This window comes from Bacillus sp. DX4.1 (genome assembly GCF_030348195.1).
GTDB lineage: Bacteria > Bacillota > Bacilli > Bacillales > Bacillaceae_G > Bacillus_A.
In genome coordinates this window covers 2,717,868-2,741,360 of the sequence record NZ_JAUCFT010000008.1, presented here as the reverse complement: position 1 = coordinate 2,741,360, position 23,493 = coordinate 2,717,868, and the positions used below count along the sequence as shown (strand labels likewise).

At 32.6% G+C, this 23,493-nt stretch carries 23 protein-coding genes and 3 pseudogenes; 19 read left to right on the top strand and 7 right to left on the bottom strand.

From position 1 onward, the window contains the following. The first annotated feature begins 707 nt into the window (after positions 1-707). The 4 genes from QUF99_RS16890 to QUF99_RS16875 all read left to right on the top strand — a co-directional run bounded on the left by QUF99_RS16890 (position 708) and on the right by QUF99_RS16875 (position 2,300). On the top strand, positions 708-878 hold the full coding sequence (locus QUF99_RS16890; RefSeq protein ID WP_289371454.1) for a hypothetical protein: 171 nt from the start codon (positions 708-710) through the stop codon (positions 876-878). A 464-nt stretch (positions 879-1,342) separates the two neighbouring features. After that, the gene (locus QUF99_RS16885; protein ID WP_289371453.1) at positions 1,343-1,582 is read left to right on the top strand and encodes a hypothetical protein; all 240 of its coding nucleotides are present in this window, start codon (positions 1,343-1,345) and stop codon (positions 1,580-1,582) included. A 1-nt stretch (position 1,583) separates the two neighbouring features. Next, a complete protein-coding gene (locus QUF99_RS16880; protein WP_289371452.1) occupies positions 1,584-1,808 on the top strand; it encodes a hypothetical protein in 225 nt (74 codons plus the stop codon). Between the two features lie 282 nt (positions 1,809-2,090). Further along, positions 2,091-2,300: a hypothetical protein gene (locus QUF99_RS16875; RefSeq protein ID WP_289371451.1), complete on the top strand. Its 210-nt coding sequence runs from the start codon at positions 2,091-2,093 to the stop codon at positions 2,298-2,300. Positions 2,301-2,400: 100 nt separating this feature from the next. Here the strand turns inward: QUF99_RS16875 and QUF99_RS16870 are convergent, their stop codons facing one another. Next, positions 2,401-2,655 (bottom strand): hypothetical protein, encoded by a 255-nt coding sequence (locus QUF99_RS16870; protein WP_289371449.1) that lies wholly within the window; start codon positions 2,653-2,655, stop codon positions 2,401-2,403. A gap of 1,359 nt (positions 2,656-4,014) precedes the next feature. Here QUF99_RS16870 and QUF99_RS16865 point away from each other — a divergent pair. Then, a complete protein-coding gene (locus QUF99_RS16865; RefSeq protein WP_289371448.1) occupies positions 4,015-4,734 on the top strand; it encodes an MIP/aquaporin family protein in 720 nt (239 codons plus the stop codon). A gap of 75 nt (positions 4,735-4,809) precedes the next feature. Here the strand turns inward: QUF99_RS16865 and QUF99_RS16860 are convergent, their stop codons facing one another. Next, positions 4,810-5,130 (bottom strand): hypothetical protein, encoded by a 321-nt coding sequence (locus tag QUF99_RS16860; protein ID WP_286120646.1) that lies wholly within the window; start codon positions 5,128-5,130, stop codon positions 4,810-4,812. Between the two features lie 351 nt (positions 5,131-5,481). Then, positions 5,482-6,149, bottom strand: a pseudogene (locus QUF99_RS16855) (cupin domain-containing protein). A 466-nt stretch (positions 6,150-6,615) separates the two neighbouring features. On the opposite strand from QUF99_RS16855, the gene QUF99_RS16850 reads away from it, so the two are divergent. Together QUF99_RS16850 and QUF99_RS16845 are read left to right on the top strand one after the other, a co-directional pair. After that, the gene (locus tag QUF99_RS16850) at positions 6,616-7,476 is read left to right on the top strand and encodes a DegV family protein (RefSeq protein ID WP_289371446.1); all 861 of its coding nucleotides are present in this window, start codon (positions 6,616-6,618) and stop codon (positions 7,474-7,476) included. A gap of 170 nt (positions 7,477-7,646) precedes the next feature. Next, positions 7,647-8,693, top strand: a complete 1,047-nt coding sequence (locus QUF99_RS16845; RefSeq protein ID WP_289374683.1) for a serine hydrolase domain-containing protein — start codon at positions 7,647-7,649, stop codon at positions 8,691-8,693. Between the two features lie 130 nt (positions 8,694-8,823). On the opposite strand, the gene QUF99_RS16840 is transcribed toward QUF99_RS16845, so the two are convergent. Next, positions 8,824-9,243 carry a hypothetical protein gene (locus tag QUF99_RS16840; RefSeq protein WP_289371444.1) on the bottom strand — a complete coding sequence of 140 codons (420 nt, stop codon included), beginning with the start codon at positions 9,241-9,243 and terminating at the stop codon, positions 8,824-8,826. Positions 9,244-9,471: 228 nt separating this feature from the next. On the opposite strand from QUF99_RS16840, the gene QUF99_RS16835 reads away from it, so the two are divergent. From QUF99_RS16835 to QUF99_RS16815, 5 genes are all read left to right on the top strand, one after another. Next, on the top strand, positions 9,472-10,119 hold the full coding sequence (locus QUF99_RS16835) for a response regulator transcription factor (RefSeq protein ID WP_289371443.1): 648 nt from the start codon (positions 9,472-9,474) through the stop codon (positions 10,117-10,119). Next, positions 10,112-11,497 (top strand): sensor histidine kinase, encoded by a 1,386-nt coding sequence (locus tag QUF99_RS16830; protein ID WP_289371442.1) that lies wholly within the window; start codon positions 10,112-10,114, stop codon positions 11,495-11,497. The genes QUF99_RS16835 and QUF99_RS16830 overlap by 8 nt, the downstream gene beginning before the upstream one ends. Positions 11,498-11,871: 374 nt before the next feature. Next, entirely contained in the window at positions 11,872-12,888 is a 1,017-nt protein-coding gene (locus QUF99_RS16825; RefSeq protein WP_289371440.1) for a S66 family peptidase, read from the top strand. A 290-nt stretch (positions 12,889-13,178) separates the two neighbouring features. Beyond that, on the top strand, positions 13,179-14,987 hold the full coding sequence (locus QUF99_RS16820; protein ID WP_289371438.1) for a Xaa-Pro dipeptidyl-peptidase: 1,809 nt from the start codon (positions 13,179-13,181) through the stop codon (positions 14,985-14,987). A 506-nt stretch (positions 14,988-15,493) separates the two neighbouring features. Then, positions 15,494-15,724, top strand: coding sequence for a hypothetical protein (locus QUF99_RS16815; RefSeq protein WP_289371437.1), 231 nt, complete (start codon positions 15,494-15,496; stop codon positions 15,722-15,724). Positions 15,725-16,366: 642 nt separating this feature from the next. Here the strand turns inward: QUF99_RS16815 and QUF99_RS16810 are convergent. Then, positions 16,367-16,450, bottom strand: a pseudogene (locus QUF99_RS16810) (site-specific integrase); the annotation flags it as partial. Between the two features lie 843 nt (positions 16,451-17,293). Between QUF99_RS16810 and QUF99_RS16805 the strand changes: the two are divergent. Next, positions 17,294-17,773, top strand: a complete 480-nt coding sequence (locus tag QUF99_RS16805; protein ID WP_289371435.1) for an ankyrin repeat domain-containing protein — start codon at positions 17,294-17,296, stop codon at positions 17,771-17,773. A gap of 44 nt (positions 17,774-17,817) precedes the next feature. Beyond that, positions 17,818-18,267: pseudogene (locus QUF99_RS16800) on the top strand (DJ-1/PfpI family protein); the annotation flags it as partial. A 45-nt stretch (positions 18,268-18,312) separates the two neighbouring features. Here QUF99_RS16800 and QUF99_RS16795 read toward each other — a convergent pair. Together QUF99_RS16795 and QUF99_RS16790 are read right to left on the bottom strand one after the other, a co-directional pair. After that, entirely contained in the window at positions 18,313-19,239 is a 927-nt protein-coding gene (locus QUF99_RS16795) for an aldo/keto reductase (protein WP_289371434.1), read from the bottom strand. A 104-nt stretch (positions 19,240-19,343) separates the two neighbouring features. Continuing rightward, positions 19,344-19,532 (bottom strand): VOC family protein, encoded by a 189-nt coding sequence (locus QUF99_RS16790; protein WP_289371433.1) that lies wholly within the window; start codon positions 19,530-19,532, stop codon positions 19,344-19,346. A gap of 488 nt (positions 19,533-20,020) precedes the next feature. Here QUF99_RS16790 and QUF99_RS16785 point away from each other — a divergent pair, with 488 nt between their 5' ends. From QUF99_RS16785 to QUF99_RS16765, 5 genes are all read left to right on the top strand, one after another. Then, on the top strand, positions 20,021-20,197 hold the full coding sequence (locus QUF99_RS16785) for a hypothetical protein (protein ID WP_289371432.1): 177 nt from the start codon (positions 20,021-20,023) through the stop codon (positions 20,195-20,197). Positions 20,198-20,312: 115 nt separating this feature from the next. Continuing rightward, on the top strand, positions 20,313-20,672 hold the full coding sequence (locus QUF99_RS16780) for an FtsB family cell division protein (protein ID WP_289371430.1): 360 nt from the start codon (positions 20,313-20,315) through the stop codon (positions 20,670-20,672). A 251-nt stretch (positions 20,673-20,923) separates the two neighbouring features. Then, positions 20,924-21,688: a serine hydrolase gene (locus tag QUF99_RS16775; RefSeq protein ID WP_289371429.1), complete on the top strand. Its 765-nt coding sequence runs from the start codon at positions 20,924-20,926 to the stop codon at positions 21,686-21,688. Positions 21,689-21,936: 248 nt separating this feature from the next. After that, complete coding sequence (locus QUF99_RS16770) at positions 21,937-22,263, top strand: DUF3870 domain-containing protein (protein ID WP_289371428.1); 327 nt, start codon at positions 21,937-21,939, stop codon at positions 22,261-22,263. A gap of 67 nt (positions 22,264-22,330) precedes the next feature. Next, positions 22,331-23,380 carry a dipeptide epimerase gene (locus tag QUF99_RS16765; RefSeq protein ID WP_289371426.1) on the top strand — a complete coding sequence of 350 codons (1,050 nt, stop codon included), beginning with the start codon at positions 22,331-22,333 and terminating at the stop codon, positions 23,378-23,380. Positions 23,381-23,493 lie beyond the last annotated feature (113 nt).

Sequence of the window (23,493 nt, the reverse complement as noted above, 5' to 3'; positions counted from 1 at the left end):
AATTCCTCCAGTTAGTTGTTCTTTTATTAATCAGCGAGGACAGTTTAATGTCATAACCCAGTGGGACGTGCATGTTATTTCCTACTCCAGTTATTGTAATCTCTGTATATTTATTGATGTGTGATGTAATTCACACTGGTAACAACTCCCTGTAGCCGATTTCTGATCGATTAGCAAGGACTAGTTCACTAGTCCGAACGCTAAATCGACTGTAGCGCTAATCTCAGCCGCCTTTACTTCATCTTCATGGTACAACAGAGGAGAGGGAAGGTAGGTGGTTCAATTACATAGAACAAGCCCCGTACCCGTTAAGGTCGGAGCTTGTTCGCTTACTACTCTTATTATCCCCATGAATCAGCCTCGGCTTGTGTGATAACGCCTTTATGGAGTCGCACGCCTAGTTACTTCCTTTAACATCGCCTTCTCTAGCTCAATCGTCCATACTTTCATGTGGGCATTAGTTCCAGCTGGATTGGCATTCATATTTATCTTCTTTATGGGAAATGAAAGAATGGTATACAAGAAGGAACAGAAAGAAGCGCAAGGTGAAACATCAAAGGCGTAGAATATGAAAAAGCTTCTTTCCTAATTGGACTGTACCCCGAATTGTGGACACTTAAAAAAAGTCCATGATTCGGGGTTTTTGTGTGTTTTTGTACTTATTTCCTCGTTGTAATGTAAATAATGATAAAAGTGAGGTACGGGAAATGAGTAAAATTATTTTTAATGAAATTCAACTGAAACAACTAGAGAAGAATGAAAATGTGGTGAAGGTATCCGAACGTTCTATTGCCTACCATGCCGACTTTAAAATAAAAGTTGTGAAAGAAAATCAGAGTGGTAAAGGTCCTAATCAAATATTCCTACCTAATACATAAAGTCTCTTATAATCGAAAATAAAGCGTCTGATAAATACTTTCCTAAATATAATACGTACACACATGTACTATATTTTATTTAATCCGTCAATAGTATAGTGGTCTTACCAATATTTACTGAAGGTATTTGTTCACTGTTTCTTTAAACAAGTATGTGATATTTTAAACATAATTTGTATAGATGACTGTATTAAAATAAAAACAAATATGAAAAGGAAGGTAAACAAAATGTTATTTAATATAATCATTGAATTGGTTGCATCGTTTCTATTAGGAAAGGAGGACAACTAAAATGAAAAAAATTATTAGCAGGGTTCATGACAGGACTAGTTACAATTGGTTTAATGACAGGTTGCGGAACTAATGTAAAAGAAGATTTAAAAGCATCTGAACAAAAAGCAATGCAAGAATTTAAATAAGCTGAAAAGATTAATGTAGAAACAAAAGAAGCACGACAAAAAGACGTGGAATTCAATAACACAACTCATGCAAAAATGGAAGTTACAACAGAGGGCGTTGTTATTACTGTAAAAGATAACGCCTCTATCAATAGTTGGGAAAACGTTGTAATGAATTCTTCTCACCAATTCTACTTTAATACAATGGAAGCCGCAAAAAGCAAAGGGTTCGAACTAAAGAAAGTTTTCATTATGGATTCGAACAATAACATTCTATTCCAAACTGAAATTAAGGACGTGAAATAAAATGAACTTTTCAGATAAATTAATTATAGGTGAATTGATTGCGATTAGTAGAATATTCGAATTAAACGCTTATGATATGTTAGTAAAATTAGAAAATGGATCAATGGAATTGTTTGAAACAAAGAAAGAGTTTCTAGAAAAATATAGTGAGTTTGAAATTGAAAATTTAAACTGGTGTGAATTAAATAACGGAAAAGTATTTACAAAATTAAAAGAAGGAAAATAACAATGAAAAAGCATCAAGTAAGTGAATTGAAAGAGTCAAGAAAATATGCGGTAGGGACAATTCATGAAATTAATGAAGGTGAACTAACTTTAAAGAAAAGGTTTCAATAAGAGATACATCAGCAGTCGCCCAACGGTGGATTATCTTCCTTACACTCCTTTACCGGTTCGAATCACAATGGGACTACTCTTTTTTTGAAAAAGATAGTCTTTTTTTATTTCGTTGTGCAAAAATCAAGTTCCTTTCGGTTATCTAGTATAAACCGATGAAGGAGGATAAGAAATGAAGAATTTCGGTACTGATGAACAAATTGCAATAGTTATTGCAGAAGCTAAAAAGAAAGCTAAGAAAGAATTTTATAGTGGTCTACACAGCAGACATTTTGATTTAGATATGTTGGAAGTTTTTCTAACAAACCATGCGTTAAAAGAGATTCAAAATTTCACCAAAGGTGATAAAGGTGACAATTTCCTAAGATATATCCGTCAATGAACTATATTTTAATGCAGAGGAAGACAATAACGACTATCGTTATATTTAAAGGGAAGTAGTCCAAATCGAATCGCTTCCCTTTTTTGTTTACTTATTAAAACTACTCGCTGTAATATTCTTTTCTCATTTCTTTTAACTGTTCATGAGTAAATGATTTTCTCATTTTAGCTAGTGTATTTTTTTGAATCTGTAACTTAAATTTGATGTTAGCGATTGCTTGAAGTGCATTGGTTTCTTCTTCCTTGTCACCCTCCCACATAATGAAGTCGTAATATCGGTTTTCCATTACTGTAAGTTCCCCCGCAAATTGGTGTGATTTCTTTACTGTATTGAAAAATTCTTGTTTAGTTGTCATTATTATTATTTCCACCTTTTTGTTTTTGTTTAGTTTGTCACAACCCTTTCTCGTCCATACGGTTGTTGAAGCCTTTTGATATGTATTAGAGAAGCTACGCTTGTAACCTCGTTGGTACTCTTACATATTAGCCCTAGTAGTTATAAAACACAGTGGATAATAAAATTGTCGTAACAGCGATGGGAACAATTCGAGCGTTCTATTACCTACCATGCCGACTTTAAAATAAAAGCTGTGAAAGAAAATCAGAGTGGTAAAGATCCTAATCAAATCTTCCTACCTAATATATAAAGTCTCTTATAATCGAAAATAAAGCATCTGATAAATACTTTCCTATATATAATACGTACACACGAATACTATATTTTATTTAATCCGTCAACAGTATAGTGGTCTTACCAATATTTACTGAAGGTATTTGTTCATTAGTTATTCATAGTAATCTAATGTAATTTAATATAATATACGTTTTGTAAAACAGATAACAACTTCTAAACATAACTACCACGCAACATTCTACGAAGTACAAACTAAGTAACAACCACCGCTAACTGTAAATGAAAGAGGTGGTAAGATGCATAAAAAGGTTAGCATATCATTTAAAACAACTAACGAAGTTAAGCGGATGCTTGATGAATTAGTGGTGTATTACTACAGTGAAGATACTCATATTAAATTAAACCAGTCGCAAACGTTAGAAAGAATTATACGATTGAGTTATGCAAAAAGGGTACAGAAGTAACGGCTATAGGTGGCTTGTGTCACCATTTCTCTTACGAAAGTATGTGAAAAAGTGAACATATTTAGTGTATACATCTATATAACTTGGAGGTAGTACGGATACAGAAATTATTAAGAAACTGAAAGTAAATAAAGAATTACTTCGACTAATTAAAGAAACCGCTGAAGGTGATTGGATTCAATGACGACAAGTTTACCATTCACTATAGAGGTAAAGACGGTATGGCTATACTAAATAAACTATTCACTTAATCGTTTAAATGAAGCCTTAGAAATATTTGAGTCTTATAAAAAGAATATCACAGAAGGGGAATGAACAAATGTTATTTGCAACTGTATTAGAACTAGTATTAGCACTATTTATGAATGGGAACGATCGGTAAACTGTATGACAACGTACTACAATATAATACATTTTGGGATAAAAAATGAAGGATGTAAAATCATATGGTAAAAAAAGTCTACATCATTAAGATTTACCGACGATTTAAGAGAAATGTTTGATGAACTAGTAGACGACTATTCTGAGGAAACAGATTTTAAAGTTAGTTAAACTCAAATACTAGAACGTGCAGTACGTGAATTACATGACAATATGTATAAAAAGGGGAAAAAGTAATGGTACTATACATCGCAGAGTTTTTCGCTACAGCGTTAATGGTAACTTTAGGTCTTGGTGTTATATCCAATGTACATTCAAAAGGAACTAAAGGTCATCAAAGTGGTTTTATGGTTGTTGCAACAGCTTGGGGATTTGCAGTAATGATTCCTGCAATAATCTTTGGTGGTATTAGTGGAAACCATATCAATCCTGCTTTCACTATCGCATTAGCAATTAACGGTCAATTCCCTTGGTCAGAGGTTATTCCATACGTTACAGCACAATTACTTGGTGCATTCGTTGGTGCATTAGTAGTATGGGTAATGTATAAACCGTTTATGGAACAAACAGAAGAGAAAGGCGAAGTTTTAGGATGTTTTGGTACAGTACCTGCTAAAGGAACTTCTAAGGCACGTGCTTTCACAGTTGAGTTTGTTGGTACATTCATTCTAGCATTCGGTGCATTAGGTATCACACACTCTCCACTTATGGGAGATAATAAATTACTTGCACACGTAGCAATCGGTTTTCTAGTATGGGGTATTGTTCTTTCATTAGGCGGTATCACTGGTTGTGCTTTAAACCCTGCAAGGGATTTAATGCCAAGACTTGTTCACATGATTATGCCAATCAAAGGTAAAGGTAAATCAAATTGGGGATATGCCTGGGTTCCAGTTGTAGCGCCAATCGTAGGTGCTACAGTAGCAGTATTTACTTACTTCCACATCTTTGCATAAATCAAAGGCATAGAATATGAAAAAGCTCCTTTCCTAATTGGAAAGGAGCTTTTCTTGTTATGTAAGTTTTGAAAACTATCCTTCGATAATTTCGTATTCTTCGTCTGCTAATAGTAAGATTTGTGTTTTTTTACCTTTGTTTTGTACTTCAATTACATCGTAAGTAGTTAAGTCTCTTAGTTTGTTTTGAGACACATTTACCATAACTTCAATAGAATCGATTAAAATATCTTCCTCGATGTAAGAATCAGGTAAAGCCATATCTTCAGTGTCTAATACACATGCGTATAGATTTTGTAAATCATCAGTAGTTGGGTTTTGTTCTTCTACATCTATGATGTTTTTTACTGCATCCATATTTTCTTCTTTTGGTTGATATACTTTAATTTTAGCCATGTTTCATTCTCCTTTATAACGTAATCGTAGAGGCTACAGTTTATTATAACGTTTTTTATAAGAAACATGAAATCGTACGGAGAAATTATATGAAAAAATTGTTTGCGATACTACTCTAACTGGAAAAGTAGAAGCTTTGTGAGCGCTATGAAGATGTATGTAAGGATGGAAAGAGAAAAACATGAAGAGCGCACACAAATTCCTAAGCAAAAATATAACGGGAAGCTACCAGTGATCCATTTCTTTAGGAGTACAGAATACAGAGAAAAGAAATTGGAGTAACTGGTAGTTGAGTATGATTTGTTTGTGAAGGTGTATATCATTCATGGATTTTAAAAGTGTCTCCCGCTATTAATAGCCCCAATATGGATGAATTGGGAATTGTTGTTGGTAATAAGAAGAGGGCTGTTGTGTATGTGTTTGGTTTTGATATGGTATATTGTGCATCTCATTTCGGTTTTGATTTTGATTTTGATTTTGATTACAGTTTTTTGGAGGACCAATTACGGTAGTAGATTGAATAGGTGATACCGCTTGTTTCCATTGTTGTTCATCGAGACAATAAGTATGAGCCATTACATTTGATGGAGTTAATCTTAAAATATCAGATCCGAAAATAACTTCTGGGGTAGGTGCATTAAAAATGGCCAATAAATGTGTATTGTCAACAGAGGCAATTTCATAATGCCACCAGCCTTGTGGAATGTTGGTAACTTGACCTGGTTTTATAGGGGAATTAAGAATTTGATTAGTAAATTAGAAGATGGGTTGAGCAATGAAACGACAGCCGCACCAGAAATACAGTAAACAAGCTCAGCAGCATTCTGGTGTACATGAGGTTCTATAACATTATCCGCACTTAAAAAGATGTCTAGTAAAGAAGTATTTTCTAATGTATTCAATTGATTAACACCCAACACATTGATATAATTGTGCTCATCTTTTCTAAAGAAATTACTCTTGCTTACATCATAAGTGAATTGGATAGAGGGAGAGGTGTAATCCATATAAGAAGTCATTTAATTTTCCTGCCCTTCTGCTTCATACGTGGTTTGAATATACGGAATAGGATATGAGTCTAGTTATTTTATTGTGCAGCAGGAATTGTAACTTTAGGGCTAAACCAAGGTATATAATTCGTGCATTTTTAAAGAATTGAAAATGTAAAGGGTGGATAAAGTAGCAGAAGAATTGAATAGGGTACGTAATTAATATTGGTGGTTGTTGAAATGAAAAAATGCTAACAAGTTTGTAAAATAACTTTCTAACACCTATACAGAATAGATATAAGGTATTGCTGATATACCCTCACTAAAAAGTCCATTTCGATAGTCATTATAAATAAAGTGAATTCTTTGACATTCCACGCATAAAATATAGAATACTTTGATAATACTATCTCTTTCTTCATCATCGTTTTACGTATATAATTTAAAAGAGAATGGTCTTATTTTAGTATACTTATAAAAGAATAGAGGTTTAAGAATGAGCGTTAAAATTATTACGGATAGTGCGGCTGATTTACCAAAAGAATTGTTGCGTACTTACGATATAGATTCGATTCCACTTCGTGTATATGATGAAGCAGAAACTGAGTATTTAGACGGAGTAACATTAGAGTCGGTTCGCTTATTACAGAAAATGAGAGAAGGCGAAGTATATAAAACATCACTACCATCATTAGAAGCGTTTCAAGAAACATTTGTTACATATGCTAAGCAAAATATTCCTTGTATTTATTTAGCTTTCTCATCTGAACTATCGGGTACATATCAATCTTCGGTCGTTATAAAAGAAGAAGTAAAAGAAACATATACAGATTTTGATATAGAAATTATTAATACAAAATGTGCTTCACTTGGTCAAGGACTTGTTGTGTTAGAAGCAGCAAAAATGGCACAAAATGGTGCAACGAAAGAAGAAATTTTGAACCGTGTTGCTTTTCTAACAAAACATATGGAGCATATTTTCACAGTAGCTGATTTACAGTATTTAGTTCGAGGTGGCCGTTTAAGCAAAGTAGCTGGATTTATTGGTGGCTTATTAAATATTAAACCGATCTTAAATGTTGATGAAGGAAAGCTTGTTCCACTTGAAAAAGTGAGAGGCAGAAAGAAAGTCTTGAATCGAATCGTGGAAATAATGGATGAACGTGGAAAAGACTTAAAGAGTCAAACCATCGGAATTACACATGGTGACGACATAGAAAGTGCAAACGCACTAAAAGAATTAATCGTTGAAAAATTTGGTTGTGAAGTATTTGTAATAAATACAATTGGGGCCGTAATTGGAGCTCATACAGGACCAGGCGTTTTAACATTAGTATTCTTAAATGAGGTAGAGTAAAGGATTGATCATTTTGATCAATCCTTTTTTTAATGGTAAATGATATATGCATTTATAAATTTTTAATATTTATTATTCTGAATATTTTATATATAATTAAATTTGTAAGTAAACTATATACGAAGAATCGAAAACTTATTATGGAGGTCTGTATGATCAATCAAACTCATTTGGAACTAAAGAACATAGATATTTATGAACGAATGAAGCATTATCGTGTACCGGGTTTAAGCATAGCCTTAATTAATAATGGTATCCTTGATTTGCAAGAAAGCTTTGGTGTACTAGAGGCGGGAACCAACAATAAAGTAAACAGTGACTCCATTTTCAATGCCTGTTCCATAAGTAAGTTTGCCACGGCAATGCTAGTATTAAAATTAACTGAACAAGGTATCCTTGACTTAGATGAGAATGTAAATGAACGGCTTATATCTTGGAAGGTTCCTGAAAATGTATTTACTCAATATAAAAAAGTTACTTTACGGACACTACTTAGTCATCAATCTGGGGTAATTGACCCTGAAGGAAGTTTTTTTGAATATGATTCCATTCAAGGCAACCCTACAATGCTTGACCTTCTTGAGGGTAGAAAATCATATTGTCCAGAACCTATTGAAGTTAAGTATGAACCTGAAAGCGAATTTCAATATTCAGACGCGGGTTTTTGTATAATACAACAACTTATAGAAGACATTTCTGGAAAACCTTTTAAGCTATTAATGGATGAGTTGATATTTGAATCATTAAATATGAAAAATAGCACGCTAGAATGTTCTATACCAGAAGTAAGAAGAGATAATGTTGCTTGTGGGCACAATAAAGATGGAAAATTATTGGGTGGAAAGTATCCAATATATCCATATCCGGCCGCTGCTGGACTTTGGACAACATCGTCAGATTTAACTATTTTGGTAATTGAATTGATTAATTCATTAAATGGTAGTGGCAAACTTGGTCTTTCTGAAAGTATGATAAAGGAAATGTTTACACCTCAAGGGTGTTCAAAGTGGACAGGCCTAGGGATCTTTCTTGACAAATCAGATCAAGAACTTGAAATTTCATCACTAGGTTGGGGAGTTGGATATCAATGTATGATGATTGCGTTTCCCTATTTAGGAACCGGTGCTGTTATTATGACAAATTCAGATTTAGGCATTCACCAAACTAAGGGAATAATTGGAGAAATAGTCAAGTCACTAGTACCACAATTACATTAAATACAAAGATACGTTATTTCATTTAGGGTGCTTTTGTTCTATAAGAAAGAGGGGGCTTAATAGAAGCCCTCTTTCTTATTTTCTAAAATCAACAATAAGCTTTAACAGAGTCAAATTTTAAAATATGTATTCAGTATGATTTGATTTTCAATTGTTTTAGCAAACTCTCAGGATGACCTTGCACATAATAAAAATGAGGATTATTTTCATCATCATAAATCATGATATACGGTTTTTCTTTAAGCGGAAGCAAAACGAGAACTTCATCTATATTCGTATGTATCCATTGATTTGTTATCATAACAGGTTTGGATAAAGGGATTTTTATCATATGTCCGTTTTTTGGAACAACATTAAGATTTCTGTATACACCAGTGATTGATTTTGCATATTGTATAGCTTCTTTTTGTATAGTCATATCTAGAGATTGTTTTTGTATTACCATTTCTTTTTGACAGTCAAATACTTCAATCTGTTTATTTGTTTGTGCCATTGCATTTGTTGATAGAAAACAAATACATATTAAAGCGAAGAATGCTTTTTTTAACATGATACAACACCTCATGATTAATATACCCTTGTATGATATAAATACTTTAGTATCTAGCATTTACATAGATTTTCCTATGTTCAAATAAAAAGTTTAGTTTGTCACATTGGTGTAACAAAAAAGATGTATCATAACAACATAAAAAAGAGAATGAGTTTCTTACTTTGTTTTGGTAAGATAATTATTATAGTGAAACCTTATATTATGGATTGTTGATGGAGGAAGAAAATGAAAGTATTAATTGCTGATGATGAACAAGATATGTTGAAGATTTTAAAAGCATATTTTGAAAAGGAAGGTTTCCAAGTGTTTTTAGCGAAAGATGGAGAAGAAGCGCTACAGGTATTTTATAATGAAAAAATTGATTTAGCCATTTTAGATTGGATGATGCCAAAAGTAAATGGTTTAGGTGTGTGTCAGGAAATGAAAAAAAATTCGAGTGTAAAAGTATTAATGCTTACTGCAAAGAGTGAAAACGAAGACGAACTTAAAGCCTTACATAGTGGAGTTGATGAGTATGTGAAAAAGCCATTTCATCCTGGTATTTTACTTACACGAGCGAAAAAACTACTAAATAAGGATGAAGTGATTCAAGTCCAAGATCTTAAAATTGATGTAACAAAAAGTAAAGTATATAAAAATGATAAGGAATTGGAAATTACAAAAACAGAACTTGAATTAATAAAGTGTTTTCTAAATCATAAAGGAATGATTTTAACTCGAAAAAAGTTATTAGATATCGTATGGGGATTTGATTATTTTGGAGAAGAACGAACGGTAGATACACACGTTAGACGTCTGCGTAAAAAAATTGGGGAGCATATTATTAAAACACACCGCGGTTTAGGATATAGTCTGGAGGAAGAACGTGAATAAACTTGGTAAAAAGCTATTCATCAGTATATCCTTTACGATCGTGCTCATCTTTACGATTTCATTATTGTTAACGAATTATTTTTTACCAAAATACAATGTGTATCAAACAAGAGAGAAATTAAGCGTCATAACGAAACAAGTACAAGCTGTTTCAAAAGAACAGTTAATTGATAATATTGATCAAATTGAAAAAGAGCATAATATAACAATTGTTTCTACCCCGATAAAGAGTACTGAAGATGAAATTAATGAATCACTGCGTTCACAGCTTATAAAAAAACAAGTTACATTAAATAAGTTTTGGATTACGCAAGATGATTTATTTAAAGTAAAAGAAGAGGGAAAAGTAAACAAATTATATGATCAAGAAAAATTAAAGGCAAGTTTTTTTGCAAGCTTCATTTCAAAAGATGATATGTTAATTTTAGTAGGTGTATCCATTGCACATTCTAATGAAATCATAGAAATGCTTAACACATTTAACTTATATATTTTTGGATTTTCAATTTTGCTTGTTATTGTACTCGTATGGATACTATCAAAAATCATTACAACGCCGTTAAAAGAGTTAAGTGATGTCGCTAAAGATATTTCAAACCTTGAATTTAAAAGAACGAAGATAAAGACGAATGATGAAATTGAAGAATTAGCTCATAGTATTAATATGATGAGTGACACATTACATGAGGCTCATCAAGATTTAACATTGCGAAATGAACATTTAAAAAGATTCATGGGAGATATTACACATGAGTTAAAGACACCCATTGCTTTAGTAAAAGCATATTCAATGGGAATTAAAGATGGTCTAGATGATGGTACATATTTAGATACTATTATTAAGCAAACAGATCAAATCTCACACTTAATAGAAGAATTGTTACGGTTTGCAAAATTAGAAAGAGACCTTTTACAGAAAGAGATAATTAATATTGAAACGCTCGTTTATACCAGCATTCAAAAACATGAAATTGAATTACAGTCTAAAGGCATACAACTGCAAATGGATAGTCGTACGAAAGACATCTCCATTATTGCTGATCAGGATAAAATGAAAATGGTTTTAGATAATCTCATTTCAAATGCAATTAAATATACAACGAATCAAAGAATACAAATTACATTAGAAGAGCAAAAGGAACTAGTGTTTTTTAAAATTAAAAACGGCATAGAGTCTTCATCTATTGATGATATCGAAAAAATTTGGGAACCGTTTTACGTATTAGAATCCTCGCGAAGTAAAGAAAAATCAGGAACAGGGCTAGGGCTAGCTATTGTGAAAGGTATTTTAGAAAGACATGGTTTCAAATACGGGGTTTTCGTTATGAAAGATGAAATAGAATTTTATATGTATATGGAAAAGGGCTTACGTAAGTAGGCTTTTTTTGTTTTGAAAAAATTCCTTTTATCAAACAAATGTCCCATGAGTATTTTATATTAGATGTACCAAGAGGATAACATTCCAAATTAGGTCAATGGATAGATCTTTTTAATCGGATAGAAACGAAATATTTAGATAATTATTTGATGTGATTTCAATTGCTTGAAATGAAGGATTTTGATGGTAGTTTAACAAATATAAAAGAGATGATGATTAAAAGTTGTTTGTCTGTTAATTATCATCCAAATAATCAAATTCGCCAATCTTATTTGGTTATTTGAGTTGGAAAGTTAATTATCAAATGGAGAGATAAATAACTTAACTATATTAAAACTTATTCTAGCACATAGGAAAGAATGGGGGAAATACATATGATAAAATATCCATTTTTAGAAAAAGGAGCAACGATTGGTGTGACAGCGCCTTCCTCTGGTGTAAATGCAGAGTTACATAATATGTTTAAACAATCCTGTGAAAGTATGGAAAGAAAAGGGTATAAAGTTGTTTGCGGAGAAACGGTTTGGACACAAGAGAAAGCTAAGTCTTCTAGTGCTAAAAAGAGAGCAAATGAATTTGTTGAAATGATGCAAGACGAAAATATTGATATCATCATTCCTCCTTGGGGTGGTGAATTACTAATTGAAATACTAGAAGAAATTGATTTTAAAAAGATAAATAAGAAATGGGTATTAGGATACTCGGATATAAGTGTTTTATTATTAGCAATTACTTTAAACACAGGAATAGCCACTGCTCATGGGACAAATCTAGTAGATTTAAGAGGCGAATACTCCGATGATACAACAGCAATGTGGCAAAGTGTATTATCAACAGAAACAGGGACTTCAATCACCCAATACTCTTCAGGTAAATATCAAAAGAAATGGCAGCATAATAACCCATCCCCTTGTGTTTATCATTTAACAGAAGATACAAACTGGAAAACAACTTCAACTGACAATGTAAAAGTCAAAGGTCGATTGCTTGGTGGTTGTATTGATGTCATTAGACATCTTATTGGCACTCCATTTGGTAGCGTGCAAGCTTTTAGAAATAAACATTTTGATAAAGACCCTTTAATTTGGTATTTGGAAAACTGTGAGCTGACTACTACCGATTTACGACGTTCATTGGTTCAAATGAAACTAGCAGGTTGGTTTGATAATTGTTCAGGTATACTATTTGGACGTAGTGCTGCAAGCCATCCAATCAATGATTATATTGCTGAAGATGTATATAAAGAACTCACTGATGAGCTTCAAATTCCAATTATTTATGATATAGACTGTGGTCATGTACCTCCGCAAATCACATTTATAAACGGAGCATTGGCAGAAGTTGAAGTTGAAGAGGGGAAAGGAGTAATTACACAACATTTCATGCAGTAATTAGTTGTACATGTATTCATTGAACTCCCATGAAAGAAAGGAAATTCCTCTATAATATGTGGTACTGCGAAGCGCGGCATGAGTGCTAGCTGATGTGTTACTTCATTAAAATACGAACAAAATCATCACCTTTTTAGGTGGTGATTTTTATATCTCAAAATATCAATAACTTGCATTAACAGAGACTTTTATATAGATCAAACTCTTTTTGTGGATAAATGACTGAATTTTCTATTATTTTGTTGTATATTGGAAGAGGAAGTTAAATTATCCAAAAGGGAGGAAGGAATTTGAAGAAAAAACAGATTGCAATTGCAATATCCACAGCTTTGTCACTAACACTAATACCAGGAGTGTCTAGCATGAAAGTACATGCAGAGAAGAAAGAGAATAGTTCAACTGAAGTGAATCTTCCGTTGAATGAGAAAGTGTTTGAAACGATAGCTAAATCAACAAAAATTCAACTAGAGAACGGAATGACAAAACCGATTTATTCACTTGATGAGGCAATTGTAGAGAATCTATATGTAGAAACAGAGGTTGATAGTGATCGGGATGGTCAAAAAGATCGTGTATCTGTAAAGGTAATGCGTCCAAAAACAGAACCGGGTGTGAAAGTACCTGTTATTTATGAAATGAGTCCATACAGAGCAGGATTAAAAGATGTACCTGTATACAATGTTGATGAAGAGTTACATGCTGTCGGAGGAAAACCTTTCGCAGAACCAGTTAATCTCGGTTCTTATGGAAATTATTATGTTCCTCGTGGGTATGCGGTAATTTTAGGTGAAAGTATAGGTACTGGAAAATCAGACGGCTGTCCGACAACTGGTGATGAGCGAGAAATTCTTGGAACAAAATCAGTCATTGATTGGCTGAATGGAAGAGCAAACGCATATGCAGAAGATGGTAAACAAGTACAAGCTGAGTGGTCTACAGGAAATGTAGGAATGACAGGTGCTTCTTATAATGGAACATTACCGAATGCTGTCGCTGCAACGGGTGTAGAAGGATTAAAAACAATTATTCCAATTGCGGCTATTAGTAGTTGGTATGATTATTATCGTGCGAATGGTGCAGTAATTGCCCCTGGAGGCTATCAAGGAGAAGATGCGGATAATATGGCCGAAGCCGTATTAACAAGAGAAAATCCTGAAGTATGTCAGAAAATAATAAAAGAACTTACAGATGGTCAAGACCGAAAAACTGGAGATTATAATGATTTTTGGGACAAGCGTAATTATGTGAAAGATGCTAAAAACGTAAAAGCAAGTGTGTTTGTTGTACATGGTTTAAATGATTGGAATGTAAAAACAAAGCAATTTTCACAGTGGTGGGATGCTCTTGAAAAAAATAATATTCCTCGTAAAATGTGGTTACATCAAGGTGGACATGGAGGAACATCCAGCAATAATTGGCAACAAACACAAAATAAATGGTTTGATTATTGGTTGTATGGGATTGAAAATGGAATTATGGATGAGCCAATGGTAGATGTACAGCGTGAAAATAAAACATGGCAAAAGTTGAAAAATTGGCCAGATCCTGCCGCAGTTCCAACACAAATACGTTTGAATTTAAAAAATGCTACTGCACAATTACCGGGGAAAATGGAACTAGGCTTAAATAGGCCGCAAAATGTTCAATCAATATTAGATGATGCTAAAATCAAATCAAATCAGTTAGTAGAAAATCCAGAATTAGAATCACCAAACCGTTTATTATATGTCACACCTATATTACAAAAAGAAATGCGTATAAGTGGTACACCTGAAATTTCAATACAAGCAAATCTTGATCGTCCTGTTTCAAACTTAACAGCTTTACTTGTTGATTATGGTGGAGTAAAGCCAGAAATTGTAACAAGAGGGTGGATGGATCCACAAAATTTAAATGGAAATGAACAATCAACAGCACTTACACCAGGAAAAGATTATATTTTCAAATGGGACATGCAGCCGGATGATTATGTATTCCAGGCAGGGCATCAAATTGGAGTTGTGCTAATTTCTAGTGACTATGATTATACAATTCGTCCAAAAGCGGGAACAAAACTCACAGTAAAATTAAGTGAACTTATATTACCAATTGTAAAATAAACAAAAGCCTCCATTTTTGGAGGTTTTTTATTTAGCAATAAAAGATATTCATAGATACATATAAATATTTTGATGTAAAAATGTTAAAAAATAGGAAAGAAAGATATATATGGTCCGTTTATTCACTGAAAATGATCGAGAGTATGTAATTGAATCACATTATAAATGTTTATCCCGCATTAACGGGCAGTAAATCCTCCACCTCAAAATTCTGCTATTGAATTTGCTGAAAAACAAAATTATAAAATCATGTACCAAGCGTGACCTTAAAGCAGCAAGGTCTCTTTATGAAAAGTATGGATTTCAAATTGTAGATACAACAATGAAAGTATTATCAGATCAAGAGGTAATTGAAGAAATATGGGAACTAAAACTATCATAAAACTATGATATTTACTATCATATAATTATATTGGTATAATCAAGAATTTATTATATAATATTTCTATATTAATAATAGATAAAATGACAATTAACTTTAACTACAAGGAGTATTATATTATTATATGAAAAATATAGATTTTATATTGGAAAGCGATGAAGCATTAAAACCCTCTGAACGACTTGTATTATTATTGCTAGAAAAACATAAAATATTGTATACGAACGATTTACTCGCATTATCGAATCTATCATATAAAACACTAACAGATTCTTTAACAAAGCTCGTTATGAAATCTTATATAGTAAAAGAGACAGGAAAAGGGAGAAGGCAAAATTGTTATAGATTAATATAGTTTCATGTAAGATTTTCTGACTTAAAATGATTAAATTTTGACAATAAATCGAATGAAAACTAAAATGTTATTTTTCTATTCATTTGAAAAGTCTGATTTTGTTTTTAAATAAAAATATTCTTAATTATGATTAAATTAAAAAATATTGGATAAAAAATAATGCAAAAATAAACCGTAGCAACTTCACAATCTAATAAATCATCAATTAAAAAATATAAAAGTATGTGTTAGTCATGATTCATATATCCTTTGTAGGGTGAAGGTAAAACCTACAAAGGATATATGAATATTATGCCGATGTACATAATGATAAATGAGGATCATAAATTTTATACATCCGGACAAAGTAATATAAAAAGATAATAGGAAGAGGGAATGACCAATTATCTAGGTAGTATAAATATTTTAAATAAAAACAATAAATTATTGTTTAAAAATTACATAATAAATTATTGTTTTTATTCATTTTATTTTTACTTTATGGATAAAGGATAAAGATATCTTATTAGGAAGAGTAGATATAATAAAAAACATAATTTAATTCTTGGAAACTAATTAATGTGACTGATGGTAACATATGTACATCTTTTAAAAATCATCTTCTTCAATTCAACCCCCAGCATCCTGATCTTTCATCAACCTTTACTTTAAGTAATTTTCTTTCGTTGTACGATCATTTATATGAACAACTGCTGCTGTAATTTGACGGGGTGCTAAGTTTTTATCCCGCATTAACGGGCAGTAATATCCCTACCTCAAAGTTCGATGGGAAGCAAATAAGTTATAGGTGGGGGATGAAGAAAACCCTCACTATTATTTTCTATTAAATTAGACCCAATTTTAAATCAAATCTTTTTTAATTTATGATTAAATTCTCTATAAAAAAATAAATGATATCTTTCATTTACCTGAAAGATCATGTAGTAAAATACAATAATAAAAGAAAACCATACATTTTTTATGGTTTTCTTTTATTATAAAAATTATTATTACGTTGAATTATAAAAATAATATTCGATCAAAAAATAAAAAAACTTTATAATTTTAATTTTTATGAATCTAATTCTTTTATTTAAAAATAAATTGAATATGTATTCAATAATGTTTAATTTTTGGATAGAAATGGTTTAAATATATGGACAATGAAACAGATAATCAATATTTAGATACGAATCAAGTGAAAGAGTATCTGGATATTACGAACTTACTGATGATTTTATTACGAATGCAATTCGAGAAAAACTAGAATGCTATGCAATTAAATGTAAAAAATTGGTTTGATAAAAAAACGGCTTTTCAAATTGATGTGTACTACTCTTTTATCGGCATTATAATAGGATAGTACTTGATACGCATAAAACTTGTTCAGGGAATTAAAACGACCTTTAAATAACTTTTGTTAAAAATGGAATGAAAAAATATTAGAATAGTAAGTATTAATTATCGATAATAATATTATGTTAACAATAATTGTGTCTAAAAAGGAATATTCATATGTTTGTAGAAATATATGTAGTTGGAAAAAGGAATATTCATAATGCGTGAAATACATAGATGGGAGGAGAAATGATGAATCAAATTGCTACGATTACAAATGCGGTAATAAACGGCGATTACGAAAAAGTGAATGAACTGGTAAATAAAGATCAGTTACTCGTTGATTCTTTTAGTGAAGATGGGTGGACGCCATTGCACTTAGCTGCTTATTTTGGCCACATAGAAATTGCGAGTTTATTGCTGGAAAAGGGTGCAAATCTTCATGTGAAAGCAAAGAATCGCAATGAAAATACACCTCTTCAAGCAGCTGTTGCGAATAAAAAAATTAGTTTAGTTGAGTTTTTAATTGATCGTGGTGCGAATATAAATGTAACGCAAAGTGGTGGATGGACAAGCCTTCATGAAGCTGTATTGCTAGGGGATGAAAAGCTTGTAAAATTGTTAATAGAAAAGGGAGCAGATATAAAAGTGAAGAAAGATGATGGGAAAACAGCTTTTGATGTTGCTATAGAAAAAGGGCATCAACATATTTTACATCTTGTACAAAATTAATCAGATTATTTTAGGCGAATATATAATTCTAATAAAAGGTTGCGATAAAAGCGAGAAATGGATTAATCGTGCTACCTGATTATAGTATTTTAGATATGCCGACAGTGGACATATTAATTGTTCCTGGTGGGTTAGGTGTACGAGAATATGAGATTAAAAATGAAAATATTATAAATTGGATTTGGGAGCAAATGAAAGAAGTAAAATTAATGACTTCCGTTTGTACTGGGGCTTTACTTCTTGCGAAGGCGGGTTTACTTGATCACAAAAAGGCAACGACACACTGGGCAAGTATTGAATTATTTAGGAATTAATTTCCAAATGTTGAAGTGATTGAGAATGTTAAATATGTAGATGAGGGACATATTATCACTTCTGGAGGGATTTCTTCAGGTATCAATATGTCATTTCATATCATTAAAAACTTATTAGGTGTAGAAATTGCAGAAAGAACAGCAAAAAGAATGGAATATGATATAGATCTTCATGTATAGATAAAAAGTCATCAGTGGGGCATAAGTTCCACTGATGATTTTAGTTTATAGTTCTTTAATATATATTAATTCATCATCTGATAGGAGAGGGCGTATAGAAGCACCAGCATTTTCTTCGGCTTGTAATGCTGTTTTTGCTCCAGGAATCGCAACAGATACAGAAGGATGAGAGAGTACATAACGAAGTGCAATTTGTCCTAAACTTCGTTTTTGATGAGAGAATGATCTTAGTTGTTCTACTTTTTGTAGGCTATTCTTAAACCAGGATTCTTTTGGCCAATCTTGTCGTAAATCACCATCCGGGAATGTTGTTTGATTACTAAACTTTCCTGTTAATATACCCATCTTTAACGGTCCGCGAATGACAGCTCCTAAGTTATGATCCTGTAGATAAGGAAAAATATCCAGTTCTGGATCTCTATTCAGTATGCTGTAATCTAGCTGAACAACATCGATACCGCCATCTTTATTAAAGTGTTTCATATATTGTAAATCATGGGTGGAAACACCAACTGCCCTTACTTTGCCATCACGCTTTAATATTTCAAATGCACGAAGGAATGCTTCTGTTTCCTCTTTTTTATCCCACCAAATATGACAAAAATAAACATCGATATAATCTGTTTGAAGTCGACGTAAACTTGTTTCACATACAGCAATGACTTTTTCAGCAGTATTATAAACAGGTTCACCACTTGGGTCATAATGATGTCCGATTAAACCACCTTTTGTGGAAAGGATGATATCATTTCGTCGTTTTTTAATTACTTGTGCGACAAGTTTTTCACTATGACCCAATCCGTATACATCTGCCGTATCGATAAAATTCACTCCAAGTTCAACCGCTTTTTCCATCGCTGCAATGGAATGATTGTCATTTACAGGACCCCACTCATCACCGCCGATTGCCCAAGCTCCAAATCCAATTTCGGAAACAGTTAATCCTGTTTTTCCTAGTGTACGGTAGTTCATTTGTTCTCCTCCTTGAAAAAAGGCCATCCATTTTAAACTATTCAGGGAGGGGAAGTAATATGTTTGAAGAACATGTAGTGATTTAGAAAACTTGAATTTTTATACTAATTTAAGTTTAAATAATTATAAGTGTATGCTACTGAAATGCTACCAGGAATTCTATCATTTCCTGTTGTAATAGCCCAATAATCAAAATTAAGTGTAGCAGCTTTCCAATTAAAAACTTTAGAATAAAACGTTAGTGCTTTTTCAGGTTCTTGATTATTTAACTCAAATCCAATTACTCTACCCATGTTGAAACTTTCTTTCTAGTAAATTAGTCATAGCATAGGATAATAATTCTACGATGTTAAGACAATGTCTTTAATAAAAAGAGATACATAAAACACTATTTTTTAGCACGAATAAATAAATTTTTTTCAGTTATATGGGGATGCCGTCGAAAGGTATCTCTAATTGATTGATTTACGAGATTTCTTTATACAGGAGGTTATTTAAAGTGAAGAGAATAAAGCTATATACACTTTAATGTTACACAACACCGAAGCGAAAAGAATTAAGATTATCAAAAACACACTATAACGATGCCATTGCGATTACCAATCCGAAAAAGGTACGAGAATATCAGCAAAGTGGTGAGTTTCGCATCAAGCAATTTAGAAAGAAAAAGCGTTCTCTTCATGAAGCAACTGCAAGAAAAGGAAGAAAAACGAAAAATAGAACAGCGAAAAGAAATAATAAAAATACACCGTATGTAGGCACAATGTATCTAGGTGATAAGGTGAAAGCATTTGGACAAATAGGATTCGTGACAGGATTTACAGGGAAGATGGTGTATGTGCAAAATTTGGACGGCCATTATATACAAAATCCTGCTAAATCTTATAAACAAGTGAATATATCGGATGCTGAATGTACGCACCACAATCATAATTGGTTATTCTTACAAGTCAGTTAGGCGATACCTAACCGAAATTCATCCCCACCTTATCGCTTGGCTATCGCCCGTCACGCGCTTGAAGATGGGGACTTCTTTCGGGAAGTACGTTAAAATAGTTAGGGGGATTTAAAATATGAGGAAACTCAGAAACATAAATGTTCCTAATGCACAGCACAATCCATCGCAATCTATCGAACCCGGAGTGACAATAAATAAAAAAAAAACACGGCGGTTTATCTTGGTTGTCCTATTCACATTTTCAACAGCCTTTTACCTTCAATATATACTGTCTAAGCAAGAAGCAATGATTAAAGAAAAACAAAAAGAGATACAAAATCAGCAACAACAAGTAACTTCTTTAAAAAAAGATGGGGAATATTTAAAGAAAGAAGTTGGGAATTTAACAGATAATGAAGAACAAATTTTAAAATTTGCGAGGAAGGAATATCATTTTTCAAAACCAAATGAAACAGTATTCGTCATATCTAAATAAAAATATTAGTATGTAGACCACTATATTTTATGCATGTATTATGCATGAAATATAGTGGTCTTTTTGGAATATTTTGATGTGATTCTCGTTGGCAAGATAATTCGAAGTCATTGAACCAATTATAAACGTCTTTTGTACTACTTGAATGAGAAGTGACTGTATTATAATCATTCGTTCTTAATAAGTAGAAATCTTGTATAAATAATGTAAGAAAGATAGGGTGCTATAATGCCTAAAAGAGGAGGGTCATTATGAAAAAAGAGGAATTTGTATGTGAATTAGAAAAATTGATTAGAAACATACAAGGAAATGTAAGTGTCATGATACAGGGAGCGATAACGTATCGCTACAACGAACAATATGTTCATCCATCTGCTAGTCTTATGAAGTTGCCAATACTTGCGTGTGCAATAGAATATATAAAGCAGGGCTGTTTAAATCCATATGAATTAATCCCTGTTTCATCTCTTCCAAAAACGGGTGGGAGTGGTATTATATCTTCCTTATATACGCCGAATGTAACGATACAAGACTTACTGACACTTATGATTACAGTGTCTGATAATACAGCAACAAATTGGTTCATAAAACGATTAGGGATGAACCAGATTCAAAAGCATATCGATTCATTACAACTAGTTGGAACGAAAATACAGCGATATATGATGCATGCTCCTAAAGAATCGGGTAAAGATAATTTCACGACGGCCGAAGATATTGTGTCTTTGTTACATCATTATGATAAAGAAGAACAGTTTTATCAGCCACTGCTACAACAGCAATTCACACATAAATTGTGCGGGAGGTTAGCAAATATAGAAGGATTAGAAATAGCAAATAAAACCGGTGAGCGGCAGTGCGTTACGCATGATGTAGCACGATTTAAAATAAAAGAACAAACAGTATACATAGCCGTGTTAAGCTCGGATGTAGAACGTGTAAATTATATGAATTATATATTTTCAGAGATTGGATATTTAATCGCGCAATATATATCCCGCACTAATGGGCATTAACTTTTCTATATTAAAATTAAAGGGAATCAAGGAAGTAACATGGAATTTCTTATCCGATTAATCATCAGTAATGGGGTAAGAAATTCCATACTAATAGAAGTTTCATTGTATCGAAATAAATATTGTTAAAATTCAGTTAATTATATATAATGTATGGTAAGCGGATACATTTCTTGATCAACGATGAGTTCCTAGCTCATTCGCCTGTTAAGAAAACCGTTATCCTTATATGAGAAAGGAAGATTTATGTGTACGCTTCTAATACGGTTTATATCGTAGGGGACGCAAAAGCACCTCAAAACAATCCCATTACAGAAAAATTTAAAAGTTACTTCGTAGCATTCGTTGTTGAAAAGGATACAGGGAAGATCGTTGATGCGGACTGTTCGGCAACGATTTCATTAACTGTTCAATTTGTGAAGCATTTATTTTTACATAGAAATATAAACGACCCTAATTTAATGGGAGAAATTAAAAATCGCTATTTTGGTTCTTCACAAAAAGCATTGCTTGTTGCATTAAAAGACGCGCAAAAAAAATATAATCAAATTGCTGCTTTGTCTACACTTTCATAGACAAAATCCAGCCGTAAGAGTATTTCTTATGGCTGGATTTTTTTATTGAATAGAAAGGATGAATGAGATGAAAATAATGGATTTAACCGTGAATCGTCGCTATATCAAGCTCCATAAGCCATTTAAAACAGCCTTGCGTACCGTTACTGAAATTGAAAGTATTGATGTTTTTGTTCATACAGATGAGGGGGTTGTCGGGAAAGGAGCTACAACTGCAACTCCTGTGATTACAGGGGATTTTGCAAATGGGATTGAAGAAGCGATTTTAGGACCAATTCGTTCCGTATTAATTGGGAAGGAGCTGTTGCAACTTCAAACACTTCTGTTACACATTCAATTAAGCTGTGTTGGCAATACAAGCGCTAAAGCAGCGGTTGATATGGCTTTGTATGATACGTATTGCCAATTTTATAACATGCCACTGTATGCATTATTAGGCGGAAAGAAAGACATACGAACAGATATTACTGTAAGCGTTGATGAGCCTTCTGTAATGGCAAAAGAAGCGAAAATTCATGTAGAGAAAGGATTTCGAATATTAAAAATAAAGGTTGGTAAGACAGCAACGTTAGATTTAGAACGTATCGAAGCGATAAAAAGTAGTATTCCAAAAGATATCACATTGCGATTAGATGCGAATCAAGGATGGAGTCCGAAAGAAGCTGTTGCGATAATTCGAGAAATGGAGAGAAGGAATCTAGATATAGAATTTGTTGAACAACCTGTTCATGCGAAAGATTGGGAAGGGATGAAATATGTAAAAAATCATGTACAAACACCGATTATGGCTGATGAAAGTGTTTTTTCAGCACAGGATGCTTTAAAGCTTGTACAAGGGAACTATGCCGATTTATTAAATATTAAATTGATGAAATGTGGCGGCATACGGGAAGCTTGGAAAATTGCTGATATTGCAGGAGCGGCTGGTGTGAAATGCATGGTTGGCAGCATGATGGAATCATCACTTTCAGTTACAGCAATTGCACATGTGGCAGCTGCTCATCCCAATATACACTATTTTGATCTAGATGCTCCTTTATGGTTAATGGAAGAACCAACTGGAATGACATTTAGCGGACCAATGGTAAATCTGCATCATGCAGTGAATATAAAGTGAACTCTCCATCAGTAGATATATATTACCTACTGATGGAAGTTCTTATCAATTGGGCACTTATTTCTTATCATACTTCTTTGAGAGGGAGTACCCGTTAAAGCAGGATAAAATCA